The sequence below is a fragment of the Methanosphaerula palustris E1-9c genome, from assembly GCF_000021965.1.
In the GTDB taxonomy this organism is placed as follows: Archaea; Halobacteriota; Methanomicrobia; order Methanomicrobiales; family Methanospirillaceae; genus Methanosphaerula; species Methanosphaerula palustris.
This window is the reverse complement of sequence record NC_011832.1, coordinates 1,326,493-1,345,374: the sequence shown is the minus strand read 5'-3', so window position 1 is coordinate 1,345,374 and position 18,882 is coordinate 1,326,493. Positions and strand designations below refer to the sequence as shown.

At 55.2% G+C, this 18,882-nt stretch carries 15 protein-coding genes and 1 pseudogene; 2 read left to right on the top strand and 14 right to left on the bottom strand.

The window, feature by feature from the left end; translation table 11 throughout:
- Nucleotides 1–18 precede the first annotated feature (18 nt).
- Entirely contained in the window at nt 19–366 is a 348-nt protein-coding gene (locus MPAL_RS06565) for a hypothetical protein (RefSeq protein ID WP_048145233.1), read from the top strand.
- Nucleotides 344–541, top strand: coding sequence for a glutamate synthase-related protein (locus tag MPAL_RS17510; RefSeq protein ID WP_394295842.1), 198 nt, complete (start codon nt 344–346; stop codon nt 539–541). Before MPAL_RS06565 ends, MPAL_RS17510 begins: the two co-directional genes overlap by 23 nt.
- Here the strand turns inward: MPAL_RS17510 and MPAL_RS14385 are convergent.
- The 14 genes and pseudogenes from MPAL_RS14385 to MPAL_RS06495 all read right to left on the bottom strand — a co-directional run bounded on the left by MPAL_RS14385 (nt 478) and on the right by MPAL_RS06495 (nt 18,714).
- Nucleotides 478–3,792 (bottom strand): PAS domain S-box protein, encoded by a 3,315-nt coding sequence (locus tag MPAL_RS14385; RefSeq protein WP_158303640.1) that lies wholly within the window; start codon nt 3,790–3,792, stop codon nt 478–480. The genes MPAL_RS17510 and MPAL_RS14385 overlap by 64 nt on opposite strands.
- Before the next feature lie 355 nt (nt 3,793–4,147).
- Nucleotides 4,148–5,368, bottom strand: a complete 1,221-nt coding sequence (locus MPAL_RS06555; protein WP_236610450.1) for an ASKHA domain-containing protein — start codon at nt 5,366–5,368, stop codon at nt 4,148–4,150.
- A 156-nt stretch (nt 5,369–5,524) separates the two neighbouring features.
- Nucleotides 5,525–5,758, bottom strand: a pseudogene (locus MPAL_RS17505) (2Fe-2S iron-sulfur cluster-binding protein); the annotation flags it as partial.
- A gap of 8 nt (nt 5,759–5,766) precedes the next feature.
- Nucleotides 5,767–6,783, bottom strand: a complete 1,017-nt coding sequence (locus MPAL_RS06550; RefSeq protein WP_201763867.1) for a uroporphyrinogen decarboxylase family protein — start codon at nt 6,781–6,783, stop codon at nt 5,767–5,769.
- The gene (locus MPAL_RS06545; protein ID WP_012617957.1) at nt 6,767–7,417 is read right to left on the bottom strand and encodes a cobalamin B12-binding domain-containing protein; all 651 of its coding nucleotides are present in this window, start codon (nt 7,415–7,417) and stop codon (nt 6,767–6,769) included. The genes MPAL_RS06550 and MPAL_RS06545 overlap by 17 nt, the downstream gene beginning before the upstream one ends.
- 438 nt (nt 7,418–7,855) lie before the next feature.
- On the bottom strand, nt 7,856–9,685 hold the full coding sequence (locus MPAL_RS06535) for a threonine--tRNA ligase (protein ID WP_012617956.1): 1,830 nt from the start codon (nt 9,683–9,685) through the stop codon (nt 7,856–7,858).
- A 58-nt stretch (nt 9,686–9,743) separates the two neighbouring features.
- On the bottom strand, nt 9,744–10,304 hold the full coding sequence (gene dcd / locus MPAL_RS06530; protein ID WP_012617955.1) for a dCTP deaminase: 561 nt from the start codon (nt 10,302–10,304) through the stop codon (nt 9,744–9,746).
- Nucleotides 10,305–10,337: 33 nt separating this feature from the next.
- On the bottom strand, nt 10,338–11,087 hold the full coding sequence (locus MPAL_RS06525; RefSeq protein ID WP_012617954.1) for an RNA methyltransferase: 750 nt from the start codon (nt 11,085–11,087) through the stop codon (nt 10,338–10,340).
- A gap of 3 nt (nt 11,088–11,090) precedes the next feature.
- Nucleotides 11,091–11,777: a phosphoglycerol geranylgeranyltransferase gene (locus MPAL_RS06520; RefSeq protein WP_012617953.1), complete on the bottom strand. Its 687-nt coding sequence runs from the start codon at nt 11,775–11,777 to the stop codon at nt 11,091–11,093.
- A 79-nt stretch (nt 11,778–11,856) separates the two neighbouring features.
- A complete protein-coding gene (locus tag MPAL_RS06515; RefSeq protein ID WP_012617952.1) occupies nt 11,857–14,673 on the bottom strand; it encodes a DNA topoisomerase I in 2,817 nt (938 codons plus the stop codon).
- Nucleotides 14,654–16,150: an Asp-tRNA(Asn)/Glu-tRNA(Gln) amidotransferase subunit GatB gene (gene gatB / locus MPAL_RS06510; RefSeq protein WP_012617951.1), complete on the bottom strand. Its 1,497-nt coding sequence runs from the start codon at nt 16,148–16,150 to the stop codon at nt 14,654–14,656. Before gatB ends, MPAL_RS06515 begins: the two co-directional genes overlap by 20 nt.
- Nucleotides 16,150–17,451, bottom strand: coding sequence for an Asp-tRNA(Asn)/Glu-tRNA(Gln) amidotransferase subunit GatA (gene gatA / locus MPAL_RS06505; protein ID WP_012617950.1), 1,302 nt, complete (start codon nt 17,449–17,451; stop codon nt 16,150–16,152). The genes gatB and gatA overlap by 1 nt, the downstream gene beginning before the upstream one ends.
- Complete coding sequence (gene gatC, locus MPAL_RS06500; protein ID WP_012617949.1) at nt 17,451–17,720, bottom strand: Asp-tRNA(Asn)/Glu-tRNA(Gln) amidotransferase subunit GatC; 270 nt, start codon at nt 17,718–17,720, stop codon at nt 17,451–17,453. The genes gatA and gatC overlap by 1 nt, the downstream gene beginning before the upstream one ends.
- Nucleotides 17,710–18,714 carry an asparagine synthase C-terminal domain-containing protein gene (locus MPAL_RS06495; RefSeq protein WP_012617948.1) on the bottom strand — a complete coding sequence of 335 codons (1,005 nt, stop codon included), beginning with the start codon at nt 18,712–18,714 and terminating at the stop codon, nt 17,710–17,712. Before MPAL_RS06495 ends, gatC begins: the two co-directional genes overlap by 11 nt.
- Nucleotides 18,715–18,882 lie beyond the last annotated feature (168 nt).

Sequence of the window (18,882 nt, the reverse complement as noted above, 5' to 3'; positions counted from 1 at the left end):
TTGCCTTCAATGAACTGAATGATTAAAGGATTCCTTAGAGGGGATCATCAGAAATGCAAAAGCAGGTCGACCGGCGCCCTCGGATCGACCGAGATCGCACGGGCCAACTGGGAGCACGGTGCCATCGGGGCTGCCATCTCCGTCATCACCCTCGTCTGTGGAGAGAACGTCTGCGGTATCGACCCCGGCCTGGTCCGGGATAACAACGGCAAGGTCCAGAGATCCCCGGAGATGGACCGCCGGATCGAGATCTACAGGAAGTTCCACAAGGGCCTCGGCGAGATCCTTGTCCAGATAACGGGTCACCCTCAAGACCGGGGCCTACTCTGTCAGAGAACTGGCGATGGTCCTCCGGTATGGTTCTGAGGCGAAGATCGACCTGCTCACCATCGACGGAGCGCCCGGCGGAACCGGCATGAGCCCCTGGCCGATGATGAAGGAATGGGGAATACCAACCTTCCACTGGTGTCGGTATATTTATGCCTCGGACACAAATCGATACCCTCCTTTCGGCACGATCATCTCAAACCTCGCACACTGACCGGATTCACCGGCTTCAGTAATCGTGATGCCAGTAATTGCAAGGATCTCGCGGGAGAGGAAGAGACCCAGGCCGGTATTGTGCCCGAAGCCCCGCTCGAAGAGGCGTTTTTTATCCTCTGCTGAAATACCTACCCCATCATTCTCAACAGAAATAACCAGTCCTCTTTTGGATTTTTGTGAGGAGACCCGAATCACAGTCATCCTCTGCCCGCCGTATTTCAGGGCATTATCGATCAGATTATAAAACACCTTCTCAAAAAGCGGATCAGCAAACACTTCGAGATCGTTGACCTCCGAAGCAATCCGGACGTCCCGCATGGGCAACACAGTCAGCGCTTTAGTAATACTTGCATCCACACTCTGCCAGACCGGTGCATGTACCCCCAGATCCTGATACTCCTTCGTGAAGGCTATCTGACGTTCAATGGCATTTGCAGCTCGCTCCGCCTTGCAGAGACACTCCGAAGTCATGGTGAAATCATCAAGAGATTCTTTTGAGAGTTCAAGGAATGCCTTCAAGGCGAAGATCTGGTTGTTGATATCATGACGGGTGATGCTTGAGAGCAGGTTCAGCTTCTTATTGACCAGTTGCAGGGCCTCTTCAACCCGTTTCCGCTCAGAGATATCCCGGGCAGTCCCGAGCATCAATTTTTTTCCCAGAATGGTGACAACATGGGTGTTGACTTCGACAGGGATGAGCATTCCATCCTTTGTCCGATACTCCGTTTCAAATCTTGCACTTTCAATGGTTCGTTGTTCTTCAATATTTTTTTCCAGGGAAGGGTTGTAATAGTCAACTGCGATTTCGAGCGGGGTTTTTGCAAGCATCTCTTCCCGGGTATATCCAATCATCCGGCAGGCAACATCGTTGATATCGGTGAATCTGCCGGGTGACCCGGCGTCCCCGATCAGATGAAGATGCATCGCATCAGAGGTATTGTTGAATATGTCACGAAACTTCTCCTCGCTCATCTTGAGTGCTTCATCTGATCTCCTTTTTTGGAGATTGCCCCACACACCCTGCATCATGAGTGTCAATCGGGTGACATCGGCTTCATCGTAATCTGACAGTTTGTTGGCAACCGCTACAACCAAAACGACCTTCCCATTGACAAGTATCGGGAGCGAGAGGAACCGCGTGATCCTGACATGTCCCACGGGTAACCCTTTTTTGCCCGGATGAGGTGCAGAATAATGATTGACGATCTTCGGCTTGTGCGTCCGTATTGCATCCGCCCATATGCCGGCTCTTTGTACCGGGAAATGAATCGGCGATACGGCAACCTTGCAGTCCAGCATGGTTGACCTCGACCACGAAATGAGATCCATCACCGATTCGTCAGATGTCATAATCCCAATGAATGCGAACGTGCTGCCAGTCATTCGGCAGGCAACTTCCATGACATATTCGGATAAGTCCGTTTCGCTGGCATCCTGCATCTCGGAAACCTTCAATAGCATCTCGAACCGCTCGCGTGTCAACCGTTCTTCTTCCTCGATTTTCTTCCGTTCGGTGATATCCCGGACAACGGAGAGGAGCATATTTTTTTCGTGGAGGACAACGATATGAGCGTTTATTTCAACGGGAACTATCGTTCCGTCTCTTCTCCGATATTCCGTTTCAAACTGTGAAAGTCCGAGGGTGACTAATTCTTTCCTGATATCGCTCAAAGAGGATTTGTGTGAATCTGTAATAAAATCGAGTGGGCTATGATGAAGGAGTTCTTCCCGGGAATACTGGAGCATCCGGCAGGTGACGTCGTTCACTTCCAGGTAGTTCCCGGGAAGATCGTCACTCCTGAACTCGTAAAGTTCAATTCCATCATTGACATTATTGAAGATCTCGCGGAATTTCTGCTCGCTCTCTTTGAGGGCCTCTTCCGCCCGCTTGCGCTGGATCAACGTCCATACGTTGCTTGCAAGAAGGGTCAGCACGTCGATGTCCATCTCATCATAATCTGTCGTTTTGTTGCCCACACCGATGATTGCGACAATGGTATCCTCATCGAAAATCGGAACAACCAGTTCCCGGGTCACGGGAATATGGGCTTTAGACAGGCCTTTTTTGTGGGGGAGGCTGATGTAATCATTGTGGATAACCGGTTTACGCTCACGGAGACAATCTACCCAGACGCCGGCTTTGGAAACCGGATAGTTCTGCTCGTGTTCCTCAGGGATAGAGCAGTGTTTTCGGGTTTCTGTCGACCAGGTGACCAGGTGGAGCATCTGTTCATCCGGATCGACGAAATGAAAAAAGCCGATCCTGCTTGAGGTCAGTCGTTCTGCTTCATCGAGAGTAAAACTCATGCATTCACTGACCGACATCGTATCGATCAACTGGTTTAATTTTACAGCAGTCTGAACAGCCTCTTCAGCCTGCTTACGCTCGGTGATGTCAGTATGAGCAGAAATCCAGACACTTCCAAAATCAGGATGTTCAAACGTGGAGACGACGACAGAACACCAGACTATGGTGTCATCTTTTCTGATGTTTTTTACTTCCCCTCTCCATTTACCCATTTCATCGAGGGCTTTCATGATCTCTTCTGCAGAACTCCTGGGACTCATTTCATCGTTAGGAGCATTGACCACTGATACATGGTTCCCGATTAACTCTCCTTTTTCATAACCAAACATCTTTTCAAATTTTGAATTGGTATAAACGATCACCTCGTCGCAGGTCCGGATCAGAGATACACCTTCTACAGTGGTCTCGAAGATCTGGTTCTTAACAAGGAGTGCGTCCTCCGCCACTTTCCGCTCGGTGATATCCTTGGCAAATTCAAATCGTACATCCCGCCCATCCGGCCAGGTAATAACCCGATCGACGATCTCAAAATCCCTATTGATGAAGGGGTTATGGTATTCCCACCGATAGGGTTTATCCCTGTTTTTTAAAAGGATCTCATTTGTGCAGAATTCACAGGGATGATCCAGTCCCTGAAGTTCCTGATAACAGAGTCCACCAACTGCATCCTTTTTGAGTAATCGCAGGAATGCATCGTTCATGTACAGTACTTCATAGGTATACAGGTCGGAGACATAGATGATCTCATCAATACTGTTAAAAAGCGAAAGCAGTTGCTTTCTCTCATACTCCAGACTCTCCTCCGCACGTTTTCTCGCTTTGATATTTTTAAATCCCTTGTAGGCACCGGCAAGTGCATTGGTCACGAGGCCTGCAACTGCAAGATAGATATTGAGCAATTCTTTTGGAATGGGATCGGATGTCCGGTGGCCTATCAGCATGACTGCTGCAGTCTGATTCTCCCATAGGATCGGTAAAAAAACAGTTGCATATGGTTCCGTTATATCTATCTGTTGTGCAGCAAGAAATCCTGTTTCCAGGACTCCAGTAACGATCATTTCTGTTTCCCTGGTCAGGAGTGCAGTACCCGGCATACCTTCCGGTAAAACCCAGTGATGGCCTTCAATCTCGCCGTCTTTTCCCGGTTCAAAGAATCCAATAAGATCTGCACCGAAGAAGTTGACTAAGACACTGCCGGTTTCACTCAGAATATCCTGTCGTGTTGTCAGGTTAGGGATGTATTGCGCAGTCCTGATAAAGGCATGAAAATATTCCTGGGTATTACGAAATGGTTTTTTAGTCATGGTTCATCCCCCAAAATGGCTGGAGGTAGAGATTCTCTAAATAGATATCATCAAAATTACGACACTCTGAAAGGTTGATAAAACGTGCGATTCTGCGTATATGTTTCAGTTTGTCGACAGCCTGAGATGAAAGGAGAGCCATCTCGCATCCTTTCAATGCGGTGTTTCCGCATAGATGGATCCTATCGGGAGCTATCATGGGCAACAGCCCGATCTTCTGAGCATTTTTTATATCCAGAAAGTGACCAAAAATTCCGCCGATATAAATGTGCTCTATATCTGAAGGATCCATACCTCCTTTTTCCAGCAGAACCTGGATACCGGTCCCTATTGCGGCCTTGGCACGCTGAAATAGATCGACATCTGATTTTTTCAGGACGATCCGTGGATCATGTTTTGAAACAACAAACCCCTCATCTGAATATTCAGGTGCAAACTGACCTTTTTCTGTTACTATCCCCCGTTCAACAAGACCTGCTATGAGATCGATGATTCCCGAACCGCACAGCCCCCGGAGATCATCCCCGGCAATAATAGAGAGAGACAGTGTTTCATCCCTGAAGCGTACCCGGTAGACCGCCCCGGGTTCAGCCGGCATCCCGCACGTAAAACCATTGCTCTCAAATGCAGGTCCTCCGGCAGCCGATGTAACCCACAGCACCTCTCCATCCCAAACACCCATTTCAGAATTGGTACCGAAATCAATGAAGAGGCTCTTCTCTCTGCTGTCGGTCAGGTGCGTTGCAAGCACGCCTGCCAGCAGATCAGAACCCACAAAACCGGCAAGTGGTGGCAGGATCTCTATCGCTGCATCAGGGTCAATCTCCCATTCGGCCGCCCAGGCCCCGGGATCTTGTGGCAAGCACTCAATATCTCCTGCCCAGTGGCCGGGCGTAATGAGGAGATCATAATTTCGTCCGGAGAGTAACGCCAGCATGGCTGTATTTCCTACGAGGGAAAACCGGACCACCTGTAAAAGATTGATTCCATCGCGGGATGCAATATCCTGCAGTGCTTCACCAATTGCCTCTCTTACCTGCCTGCTCAACCTGTTAGCCTGTTCGATCGACCCGGACGCGACAACGAGACGTGTCATTATATCAGAACCGGAATCCATCTGCGGATTTTGGCCAACTCGTCCTGCCAACCGTTTGCCTGCTACAAGGTTATAGAGTGAGATGTTGATGTGCGTGGTGCCGAGGTCCACTGCCACGCCATACAGAGTTGTTTCTCTGCGGGAAAAATCTCTTAAGGGGAAGAAAGGTTGTTGTGCGATACAACACCCTTTCGTCTCCGGTAGATTTCTCCAATTTGATCGAGGGGCCCGATCAAGGATCCTGATCTGTAGATTTTTTTCCGGTTTTACCTGGCAGGCGAGACGAACCCCCTGTGCACGCAGGGAACTGTCAAGGATAGAACGTTCTATTTCTGTCGGCTTATGGACGTTTCCCGATTCGATCCGAATGCGGCATAAACCGCATGCCCCGCTCCCATTACACCCGGCACGTACCCGTATATCAGTTGAATCCAGAATTTCTCGTAGAGACTGGCCAGCGACAAAATGGGTATCTACTACCCGATCTTCGAGACGAACCGTCAGCACTGGCACGACTAGCCCCTCGTGCGGGCAGCCATGACCAGGGCCATCACATTCTCCTGTCGGGACTCCAGGGGAATCTCACACCCTGACGACAGGATAAAACCCCCACGGTGCGCGAACCTGTCCATGAGTCGGGACGATTCACGTGTGATCTCTTCAGGTGGTGCCTCCACAAAGGACCATGGCCTGATGTTACCATCAAGAACGGTTCTGGGAAGTGCTTCCTGAGCATCCAGCGGGTTGACAGAGTAATCGAAATTTGCAATATCAACGCCGGCTTCCGGGTAAAACGGAAGGATAGAGCCGACAGACCCGGCGATATGCAGCCAGTTTGCTACCGCGCCATGTTCTTTTAAGGATGAGAATAACCGTGTAAGCCGTGGCACCTCAAACTCGTAAAAGAACATGGGGGGGATCACAGCTGGTGAAGCTGATGGATCAAAAACCACTGGTAGATGCACTCCCGCTTCGATCTGCGCTGTACCAAATCGGATAACGACGTCTGTCGCGAAATCCAGCACACGGCCAAACTGTTCAGGATCATCGATTGCCAGATAGAGAGCCTGTTCAATACCGAGCAGCTGGGTTGCCAGGGTTAGAGGCCCCAGCACACAGCCGACAACCAGCACCTCGTCACCGATCTCCTCCCGCAGGATCCCTGCGGCGTTTAAGAGAGCCGGCATACGCCCGGCCTGGTGCGGATCCGGTACTGATAGGTTGTCCGGATCAGTGTCCTGCGAGAGAGCATACGATTTGACGATAGGATATTTATTTTTAAAATAAGTCAGGACAGATCCAGCTGCTTCGGTCTCCACGGACGTGTCCATCAGGGCAAAGACTGCATCATAGCCGTACCGATCCAGGGCCCTGATCTGACCCCGTGCAAGCAGTTCGCCATCCCTGATATACTCACCAAGATTCATGCCGGCTACTGTTGCCGCATGACCGAAGACCTGTGCGATCACCGGCACCCGGTCTGGTTTTTCAAAATTCAGCGTTGACACGATGCGTTCAATGCTGTTCATCATTCTCCCCAGCCGTCTCTTTGAGATACCCCGATACATCGAAGGCCGTATCGGCGACAAAATCGACATTTAAACTTTTTGCAGTGGCTTGCCGTAACGCTGCACCCCCCGCAATAACTTTGACATTCATCATTCCCCGCTCGGCCAGTTTGGTTTTCATCTGCCTCACAAGCGGAATCATAGGGGTTATCAGGCCGCTTATACAGATCGCAAGAGCGCCCTCTCGCTTAACGGCATCAGCCATCAGATCGAGAGGACAATCTTTGCCACAATCGACAACCTGGTATCCCTCTGCGGTCAAAACCATTTTGAGGATATTTTTCCCAAGGTCATGTACATCACCTTCCGGGGTCCCGATGACGACTGTTCCCTCTGTATTGTGCCGGGGACTGTCCGGTGGGTACAGGTAATTTACCACCTCCATGGCAGCGCGACCGGCGATCATAATCTCAAGCAGATTGAACTGTTCGATGGTACACTTGGTCTCCAGCCGCTTCATCGCCATTTCTACCCCGTCTATGATGATTTTTTCCCGTTCTACATGGGCATCAAGGAGTCTTTTTGCTTCACTGAGACTTCTCTTCCTGTCTCCTTCAATCAGGTATTCAACAAGAAGATTCACAGACGGATCACGCATATCCTTACATCCATTTTTTCGTTTTCATTCGATCTTTTTTCCAGATGGTTTCAGATCTTATCATGAATGAAATCTGAACTCATCCAGGTATACCCGACTATTATCCAATGCTATTTAATTTTTACATCCATTCTTCAAAAGTAATCCAATGTCCAAAAATTTGCATACATTGTCCAAACTAAAAAGAATCGACATAGGATGGAATCGTGAACCCACCAAGTCAGAAAGATTATACTCGTCAACGGCACAGTCCAGGGGTAAAAACTCACCAAAAATCAAAGGACTCTTCATTTTTTCCAGAGTATGCGCCTGATACATCGGAAATAAAAGATCCACTCCACAAAATATCCAGTGAGGCGACTGCATACTTAACCTGGCCTTAAACAGTACACTTCCTGGAATATATCTGTGGTAAAAAAAGGATGATATCCGATTTATTCAGATATACCGGGGCTTCTTGGAGAGGTTGCGCGTCGTATAGAGCGGGCGGAACGGCATCCCATCGGTGCTGGTCCTGACCAGCGTGATCAGTTCCTCAACGTCCAGCTGTTCCTTGTGCGGAACCCTCGGCTCAGAGAGCTTCCGGATGGTGACCGTCAGTTTTCCCGTCTCCATCTCAGCATCCCCGATCACGATCACATAGGGGACCCAGTCCATGCCGGCCTCCCGGACCTTCTTGCCGACGCTCTCTTCGCGGTCGTCAAGGTCTGTCCGGATCTGTGCCTTGTTCAGACGAGTGCAGAGTTCGTCAGCGAATGACGTGTGCCGCTCGGCAACCGGGATCAGCCGTACCTGCGTCGGTGCAAGCCAGGCCGGAAGCTGAGGGACCGACTGGTTGGCGGTGTTCTCAAGGAGGGCGCAAATCACCCGCTCGATCGAACCGGTCGGCGAACAGTGGAGGATTGGAGGGTGGACGACCTCTCCATCCAGGTGATACTTGATGTCGAACCGGGTCGAGGACTCGACATCGATCTGAACCGTCGGGTTCTCGATCGGCCGTCCCTGCCCGTCGATCGCAGCCAGGTCGACCTTGGCGATCCAGTAATGGACCCGGTCGCTGAGGATCTCGATCAACATCGGCACCCGTGACTCGGCGACGATACTCTTCACCCAGTTTTCATACTTCTCATAGAACCCCCTGGTACACCGGAAGACCCCGACCAGTTCTGTCTCGAAGTCCTCTCCCGACTTCCAGCCGAGCCGGAGCTGCTCCTCAAAGCAATGCAGCGCCCCCTCCATATCGAGGCAGAGGCTGTGCATGTCGGGCATCGTAAACGCACGGAGCCGTTTGAGTCCGATCACCTCGCCACGCTGTTCATGCCGGAACGAGTAGGTGGAGAGTTCGTACATCTTGATCGGAAGGGTGTTCGGGGAGATGTGCATGTCCCGCATGATCGAGAACATCCCGAAACAGGCTGCAAACCGGAGCATCATGTTCCGGTTTCCGCTCTTGAACCGGTACTGCCGTTCCCCGAACTTGTCGGCATGCTCATAGATCGCCTTGTCGCCGAGATCGTACATCACCGGCGTCTCCACCGGAGAACCACCATACTCGAGGACCATATGCAGCACATAATCTGCCAGCAGGTCCCGGACGATCTTCCCGCGGGGCAACCAGCGGAGGTTTCCGACATCGCTGGCCGGCTCATAGTCGACCAGTTCCTTTGACCGCATCAGGTCGACATGGATCGGTTCGCCGCCGACAGGCTCGGCGATTCCGATCTCCTTCTTCACCAGCGCACCGAATCTGCCTTCGAGGAACTCGCCGGTCTCGTGGCGTTCGCCGTCGGGGGTCATCACAAAGAACTCGTGGGTGACCTCCTTCTTCTCCTTGACCGCAGCCCCGGCGCCCGGAACGATCGTCTTGGAGAGCTCGGAGAGCGGGTGCCCCTTGCATGAGAGTTTGAACTTCTTGTACCAGCCGAATGGAGCCCTCTTCACCTCATATCGACCGGTCTCATTCAGTCTCCTCTCGATCGCGCTGAGCGCGGCCACCGCCGCCTCCGGGGATGAGAGATCTGAAGAGAGATGAGCATACGGATAGATCAGCAGATTCTTCACCGCAAGCTGGGTTGCAGTCTTCTCGATCTCTGCCACCGACTGTGCCACCACGTCATCGATATCCTCCTCGTCCACCGCCTCGACAGCAGTGAAGACAGTCAGGGCCTCGGTCATCCCGTCCTTAGGAACCGGGTCGGCCTCTGCCATCTTGGTCTTCTTCTGCGCCTCGTATTCGATATAATCAGAATGTATCAGGAGAAGTCGCATATTTCACTCTCACCAGGAAAAATAATCGTTATAATATGGGAACTCATGCGGTATATATTCACTGAATGAACCGCTGGTTTTCATGGTACCGCGAGAGGGTGGCCTGTCGCTGCCCCTGGTACTTCGCATCCTGCTTCAGGTTATACGGCTGCTCTGCCCGCTCTGTGGTATAGAAGACCAGCTGCCCGATCGGCATCCCGGCATACATCTTCACCGGCCGCTGATTGACATTGCACATCTCCAGGGTGATCGAACCGATGAACCCTGCATCGATCCAGCCGCCGGTCTGGTGAAGTTCAATCCCGAGCCGGGCGATGCTGCTCTTTCCTTCGATACTTGCGACGACATTGTCGGGGAGGGAGAGCACCTCCTTGGTCTCGGCGAGCATGAACTGACCCGGATAGAGGATCACCTCGTTCGCGTTCATCTCCTCCACCTCAGCGGTCACGCTCTCTTTATCATACGGATCGATGACGCGGTCGCCCGGAACATACCAGACAAAGTGATCGCCAAGCCTGATATCGAGCGAATTCGGCTGGATAAGGCCGGGTTCAAACGGTTCGACCTTGATCTGCCCGCGGCTGATCCGGTCCATAATCTGCCAGTCGACGAGAATCATTCAATTAGTTATTGGTGAAGAAGAGTAGAAGAGTTATTCTGTTCCCGGGTCGGTGAAGTCCGCCGGTGCCTCTTCAGAAAAAACCTGCTGGCCCCCGTTCAGGTACCATTCGGTCCTACGAAGAAGCCCGTGCAGGGTCGAGACCTCGCGGGGGGTCATCTGTGTCCTGGCCAGCAGCCGCCGGATCGTCAGCATCGTCACCTCGCGCTTATAGGGAGGATGATCGATCTGATCGAGGAACGACGAGATGTGATCGTACAGGCAGGTCATCTCGAACCGATCCGCCAGCAGGTAAATGCCGCGCGGGAGATGCGCGAGTTCATAACAGACGAGCCCCACCGCATGCGATAGGTTCAGAATCGGGTACTCCGGCGAGGTCGGGATGGTGCAGATCAGGTCGCTGGCCGCCACCTCACCGTTGTTCAGCCCCCAGTTCTCGCGACCGAAGAGGATCGAGATCGTCCCGTCGATCTCTGCGATCATTGACCTGATCTCGGATGGTTCATAGTACGGCATCCGCATCGGGTTGCAGATGGTCTTGCTCAACTCTCCGGTGGTCGCGATGGTGAGCGCACTCTCTGCGTACACCTCCTCAAGGGAACAGACCCTGGCCGAATCCAGCAGGTCCTGTGCATGGGAAGCCCTCGCCCTCGCCTCGTTGCCGAGCGGGCACGGGTTGATCAGCACCAGCCGCGAGAACCCGAAGTTCTTCATGACCCTGGCGACCGAACCGACATTCCCCTCATACAGGGGCTCGACCAGAACGATCTGTACCTCTGGCATGGGTTACTGAACTGCCTTGACGGTCGCCCGGAGCACGTCGGGACCGAGGTCATAGACCGCATTTCCAACCACGATCGTGTCGGCCCATCTGCCCATCTCAGCGGCCTTATCTGCCGACGAGATCCCGCCGCCATAATACAGGATCGCGCGGTCGACGACCTCGGCGATCGACCTCACCATCTTCGGGTCGCCGTACATGCCGCTGTACTCGACGTACACAATCGGGAAGCGGAAGTAATGGTCGGCGACCGACGCGTACGCTGCCGCCTCTGCAGGAGTCAGTCCACAGTCGGCACCGGTCACCTTTCCGACCGAGGAGGACGAATTCAGGACGATATACGCTTCAGGTATGACCTTATCCCAGCGGATCGAACTTTGTTGAGCCCACTGCTGGTGTTTTCCAACGATCCACTGGACACTGTTTGAGTTCATCACACTCGGCACGAAGAGCAGGTCGATCCCTTCGCAGAGAACCGCTTCAGGCCCCGCCGGCTCCACGACCAGCGGAAGGCCGTACTGGGCCACCTGTTTGAAGAGATGGCCGAGATTCTCTATCGTCACATTCAGTGTCCCCGATAGCATCAGCGCATCGGTCCCGCTGGTCGCGATCTCGTCGATCACCGCCGGGGGAAGGGACTTGTCAGGGTCCAGTTTGGTCACATGGACCCAGTCTTTCCATCGATTCTGCATGATATCCACACTGGTACTGTATACTTCGATCCACTTCCACTTTCAATGATCGGTCCTGGGTGGGCAAAACCCTGTCAGATCAACTGGCCTGAGAGGAACCAGGGAGCCGCGATTGAAATTCCTGTACCTTCTTGAGCGGGATCCCGGAATGGCTGGCCAGCGCCGCAGGATCTGCAGAGGCAAGGGTCATGCCGTCGATCACGCCGCCGCTGTACAGCTTCTCGATCGTCGTCTCCCCAAGCCCGGGAATCGTCAATAGTTCGGCACGCCCCCGTTCGAGCATTGCCCTGGTCACTTTGCGGGGCACCGGTCTGTTCTGGGCGATGCAGACCATCTCTGCATGCCGGAACGTGGTGTCCGGACTGATTCCGGTCTTGACACTCAGATAGACCGGATGATACCTGCAGAAATCCTCGGGACTCTGGATTCCTGCGGCATAGTACTTTTTGAGGCTGATCGCCGGCACTCCGATGGCACGCAACGTCTTGTCGTTGCAGTACTCCTTCGCCTGCATAAGGAGGGATGTCACCTCCTTCTCCCCGACCCCTGCTGTCCGAAGCAGGGTCGGGTCCGCCTTTGCGAGGTCGGCGATCGTATTGATACCGTTCGCATGGAGATGCTTCATGATCTTGGCATGACTCCTGCCGCGCCGGGGTGGAACCTGCTTTCTGACAAATTTTCGCAGTTCTGAGCGGAGCCGGAGGAGTCCAAGGACCGCTTCTCCTTCAGACTTCAGGTGTTCCGCCGCTGTTGATGAAATCTCTGCCGCGGAGGCGAGCGCCTCAGGGGGTGCATCGGCGACTTCATGAACGGTATAGATGTGATGCTGCTGCAACCGTCCGAGTATCTCCTCGGTCATCGAGGGGATCAGCACCATCGTCTCCTGATTGGATTCGATATGGTGACAGAGCGGGCAGCCGATATCCCAGGGCCTGGACCCTTTGGCGATCAACCTGACATGGTTCAGGTGATGGGTTGGGCAGACCGTATCGGTCCTGATCGCCCATCCCCACTGGGTCAGGGGCAGTCCGATGTTGAACCGGCAGTCCGGATACCGGGTGCATCCGATGAACTGGCTGCTGTTCCGGATATGATGGATCCGGAGATCGCTCCCACAGACAGGACAGGGGCCGAGGATCATCTCCTCGACGGTCCTCCCCATGATATCCTCACCGATCTGACTCTGGTGCTCCTCCAGTTCGTCGAACGCACGGTTCAGCATGGCCCGCGATTCGGTCACCACATCATCGCGTGTCCGCTTCCGCTCTTTGATCTGCTGCATATGTGCATCGATCGTCTGGGTCATGTCCGGTCGGGTGATGGCAGCCGCATGGTCTTCGAGCGACTCGATCACGGCCCGTCCGACCAGCGTCGGCCTGAGCGGATTCCCTTCGATATATTTCCGGCCGACCAGTTTCCCGATCACCTCGTGCCGGGTACTCTTGGTTCCGAGCCCGAGTTCTTCCATCTGCTGGATCAGCCTGCTCTGGGTGTACCGGGGCGGCGGCTGGGTCTCCTTCCGGTCGAGGTTCACCTGCTCGATCGGCAGGCTATCGCCGACCGCAAAGCGCGGGAGCGGGTGTTCGGTCGCATCGCTGTAGGGGTAGACAGTCCGCCATCCAGCCTCGAGCAGAGTCGCTCCGGTGGTGGTGTACGGCTCATTTCCAGCCGTAAAGAGGACCTTCATCGTCATCCAGCGGGCATCAGGGGAGAGAGTCGCGAGGAACCGGCGGACTACCAGTTCATAGATCTTCCACCGCTCGTCGCCGAGTTCGGCCCTGGTCGCCGCTCCACTTGGGTGGATTGGCGGGTGGTCGGTGGTGGACTTCTTACCCTGGGTCGGCACTGGTCTCCGATTGGCCATAACCCATATGACAGCAGACGAGAGTTCGGTCTTCTGCAGCGTCTTGAGGACGCCATTCAGATCGAGCGACCTGGGATAGATGGTGTTGTCTGTACGGGGATACGAAATGTACCCGTGCATGTACAGATCCTCTGCGATCCGCATCGCGTTCGCGGCAGAGAAACCGAGCCGGCCGGCGGCCACGATGAAACCTGTGGTATCGAACGGAGTCGGAGCACGGTCGACCTTGGATCCCTCCTTCACCTCGGTCACCATCAGTGGGGCGCGGGTGGCTTCTTTCGCCTCCTCTGCTATCGCCACATCAGTGAACCGTGCTGTGGTATGACGGGCGAGCACCGGCTCCCCGTCCTTGTTTGAATCGACGGTGAGCACCCAGTAGGGTTCAGGCACGAACGCCTCGATCTCCTTCTCACGGTCGACCATCATCGCAAGGGTCGGGCTCTGAACCCTGCCGACAGAGAGGATGTTCTTGCCGCCGCGGTGGGCGGCCAGGCTGATGAACCGGGTGAGCGAGGCTCCCCAGATCAGATCGATCAGTTGCCGTGCCTCGCCGGCTGCAGCCAGAGCAAAATCAAGCTCGGCCGGTGCAGCGAACGCAGTCTGGATCTCCTCCTCGGTGATCGCACTGAACCGGGACCGGTCGACCCTGACATCCGGCTTGACAGCCTTGACGAGGTCATAGGTCTCCTTCCCGATCAGTTCCCCCTCGGTATCAAAATCAGTCGCGATCGTGACATGGTCGGCTTTTTTGGTCAGTTTCTGGATCAGCGTGACGATCTTCTTGTCGGTCGGCGCTTTGATGGTCCTGGCCGAGATCAGGGATCTCGGAGTGTTCACCTCGCTCCGCCAGTTGGTGTATCCTGGCTCGAAGTCCACCTCCACCACGTGCCCCCGAAGACCGACCACGACCGTGTCGTTGAACGAGTAGGTACTGACCCCCCCGTCCTTCTTCACCTCGACGTAGGTCTTTCCTGCGAGGATATGGGCTATTCTGTCAGCCGCAATGTTCTTTTCAGTGATTATCAGATGCAACGGTCACCCCTTCCTGCAGAGCGATCGCTTCTGCAAGCAGCCTGTTCAATTCCCTGGGATCTGCTCGTCCCCGTGTCTTCTTCATCACCTGTCCGGCAAGGAAGTTGCCGGCCCCTTTCTTCCCGTTCTGATAGTCGAGGACCGCCTGCGGGCATTCGACCAGCACCTCGCTGATCGCGATCGAGAGGACGTCCCCGCCAGATTTGGCGAGGTTCAGCCGTTCGACGATCTGCTTCGGAGACTCGGACTGTTTCGTCTCCACCAGCTGGTCGAGCATGGTCCTGAGCACCTCGACACACGACTTCTCGGTGATCGTCTCCTGCTTGAGCAGTGTGATCAGTTCGATGAACTGACCCGGATCGACGATCCCGATCAGAGCATTCCGATAGTTCAGTTCTCCAAGAAGCGTGTCGGCCACCCAGGTCGCGGAGAGGACCGGATCAAGGCCGGCGACCTGCTCATAGAATTCGGCGAGTTTCAGGTCGCCGGTCAGGGTCCGTGCATGATTCAGCGAGACCCCATACTGCTGGACGAACCGTTCACGCCGTGCATCGGGAAGCTCAGGGAGTTCGATCTCCTTGAGCCAGCCCCGCACCGCAAGCGGCGTCAGGTCGGGCTCTGGGAAGTAACGATAGTCGTTCTCCTGCACCTTGGTCCGGCCGGCCGTGGTGATCCCGCGGGTCTCGACAAAGTGGCGGGTCTCCCGCTCCACCTGCTGTCCGCGCCGGATGATATTCCGCTGCCTGGTGATCTCAAAGGTGAGTGCCTTTTCGACGCCCTTATATGAGGTGATATTCTTCACCTCGACCCGCTCGCTCCCTTTGATCGAGATGTTCGCATCCACCCGGAGCGATCCCTCCTTCTCACTGTCGAAGACGTTCAGGTATTCAAGGGTGGCCCGGAGTTTGTTCAACAGCCTCCGCGCCTCCTTGGGGGAGCGGAGATCCGGTTCGGTGACGATCTCGATGAGCGGTACACCGGACCGATTGTAGTCGATCTGCGTGTACCGGGCCCGATCGCCACCGCCCTTGTGGACCAGCCGGCCTGGATCCTCTTCCATATGGATCCTGGTCAGCCTGACCCGTTTCTCTCCGTCTTCCCCCTCGATCTCGACATATCCCCCGTTGGCGAGAGGTTTGTCGTACTGGGTGATCTGGTACCCCTTCGGGAGATCCGGATAGAAGTAGTTCTTCCGTGAGAACTCGCAGATTTCTGGGATCTCACAGTTGAACGCCTTGGCAACCTTCAGAGAGAACTCCACGGCTTTCTTATTGATCACCGGCATCGTCCCCGGAAGGCCGAGGCAGACCGGGCAGACGTGCGTGTTCGGACCGTCGTCACGGTAGTCGGTCGAACAGCCGCAGAATAATTTGGTGGCGGTATTCAACTGGCAGTGGATCTCGAGCCCGATGATCACCATCCCTTTCGCCCGTTCAGAGGCCGAAACGGCCTGTCCGGTCGGAGTATCCTGCTCCATCAGATCGCCCCCTGTTCGTAGGCATAGGCAGCGTCCACGACCCCTTCGTCATCGAACGGCCTCCCCATCACCTGCAGACCGACCGGCATCCCGTCGACCGTGCCGCAGGGCACCGAGATCGCCGGCACCCCGGCCAGGTTCGCCGGCACCGTCAGGATGTCCGCAAGGTACATCGAGAGCGGATCTGCCATCTCCCCGAGCCTGAAGGCCACGGTCGGCATCGTCGGCCCGGCAAGGAGATCGACCTCCTGAAAGAGCCGGTCGAAGTCTGCCCGGACCTGCTGCCTGGCGATCTGCGCCTTGGCATAGTACTTTCCATAATAGCCTGCAGAGAGGGCGAAGGTGCCGAGCAGGATCCGGCGCTGCACTTCCGGACCGAACCTTTCGCCACGCACCGCCCGAAAGGCGTCGTGCCACTGAGGTGTGGTATCGACCGGAACGCCGTACCTGACGCCGTCATACCTGGCCAGGTTCGAACTCGCCTCAGAGGTACAGATCACATAATAGGCGGCCAGGGCATAGGCCATACTCTTCATCGAGCAGGGGACGATCTCAGCCCCGCCGGCCTCCAGCCGGTCGATTGCCTTTCTGACCGTTTCGGCGACGTGGGCGTCGACCCCTGTACCGAAGAACTCCTCCGGCACCCCGATCCGTTTTCCGGAGATATCTGCACTGGGCGTATGATGGTAGGGATGATCGGTGGAGGTGGCGTCCCGGGAATCATACCCGGCGATCACCTGCATCAGGTCCGATACCCCGGTCACGGTCCGTGCCATCGGTCCGATCTGTTCGAGCGAATTGGCATAGGCGATCAGCCCGTACCGGGAGACCCGACTATAGGTGGGTTTGAGCCCCACGATTCCACAGAACGAAGCAGGACATCGAATCGAGCCGCCGGTATCGGTCCCGAGCGCCATCGGCACCAGACCGGCCGCCACCGCAGCTGCCGAGCCGCCGGAAGAACCGCCGGGCACCCGTTCCGGGTTCACCGGATTCCTGGTCGGCCCAAAAGCACTGTTCTCTGTCGTGGTCCCCATCCCGAACTCATCCATATTGGTCTTCCCTGCGATGATCGCCCCTTCATTCACTATTTTGGTGATCACATGCGCATCATAGGGGGGAATATATCCGTTCAGGATCGCAGAACCGCAGGTGGTCATGATCCCGGATGTGGTGATGTTATCCTTGACTGCGATGTACTGACCGGCCAGCCGGCCGGTCCTCTGCCGATCCGATTTATCCCTATCGGTCGTGCATCGGGTGATGAACGCGTTGAACTGGTCCTCCTGTTCACCCGCCATCACATCACCCGCGGTCCTCTGATGAATCCATCCTCCTGTCCACCTGCATTGGAGAGGACCTCCTCTGAGGTCAGGGACGGCACGATCAGATCCTCACGCATCACATTCACCCCACGGTCCATCGATCCACCCTCACCGTCGACCTGGTCCAGTATATCGAAATATTCGAGGATCCTGTTGAACTGGGTGGTAAAAGTGCCCATTCGGTCCTCCGGTATCCTCAGATCAGCCAGCGCAGCGATCTGTTCTACGTCACTTTCAAGCACCATCGTGTAGTCTCCCCACGTGATTTAAGTACCCTTGTACCGACTTGTTATAACCATTGTGACGGGCGAGGTGCTGGATCACCTTCCAGACCCCGGTTCCATACTGCATCGCCTTCTTATCGTAATCTGCGATCTCTGCCGGAATATACCGTGCTGCAACCTCTCTGAGCGGTTTTTTCCGGATCCCGCCGGAGACCCGGTCAGAGGGACTGATCGCCTCGGCAGCGCGCACAACCCGGACATCCAGGTACGGCATCGAGAGGTAGGCGCCGAAGAGGCCTGCAACGGCCTGGTCCCGGGCTCCCTGCAGGGCAAGTCCCTTAAAATCCTCGGCGAAAGTGGCCGCAAGGTCGGTGCTCACCAGGTACCGGGAGTACCCGCCGAAGAGTTCGTCGGCCCCCTGCCCGGCCAGGATCCGGGTATACCCGTTCTCCCGGGCATAGGAGGCGACAAAGTACATCGTGGCCGCGATCGAGATGTTCACCGGATCGCGGGCAGGGATCACCGGGATCACCGCTGCCAGCGCTTCTTCAACCGCATCCGGTTTGATCGTAACATAATCACAGGAGAGGTGCAGAGCCTCGGCTGCATGCCTGGCCCGGACAAGGTCATGCGAATCCTCGACCCCAACCGCGACGCACGGCCGCTCTGCGATGGCCGCAACCAGGGTCGAGTCGACGCCACCGGAGAGGGCCGTCACTCCTTCATCGCTCCGGAGACGGACGGCGGTGACGATCGCCTCTTCCAGGGAAGAAGCGTCGGCAGGGGGGTCGACCCTGCACATGATATTCCCCTTGCAGGTGACCGTCCCGGCATCGATCTCCCCCGGCATGATCCCCCAGTGATCCCGTGCGGCGCAGTCGTCCCAGCGAACCAAAAACTCTCCGCCGCACTCTGAGAACTGTTCCGGGCCAGTGCGGATCAGTTCCTCTATCTCATTGATCGAGAGGCGGTTACCATCCTTTTCAACCCAGCCCTTCACATCGATTGCTGTCATCCAAATCCCAGAGGTACGTGGAACATCCAACCTGATAAAAGGGGACAATCCAGAACCAGGCGGATACAGATCAGGAGGAAGAGTTAATCCTTACCACTACCAGGTGTGAATGGATGGTGCTGATGAACCCAAACGAACCAGACACGGATGAAGATCAACCGGAAGAAG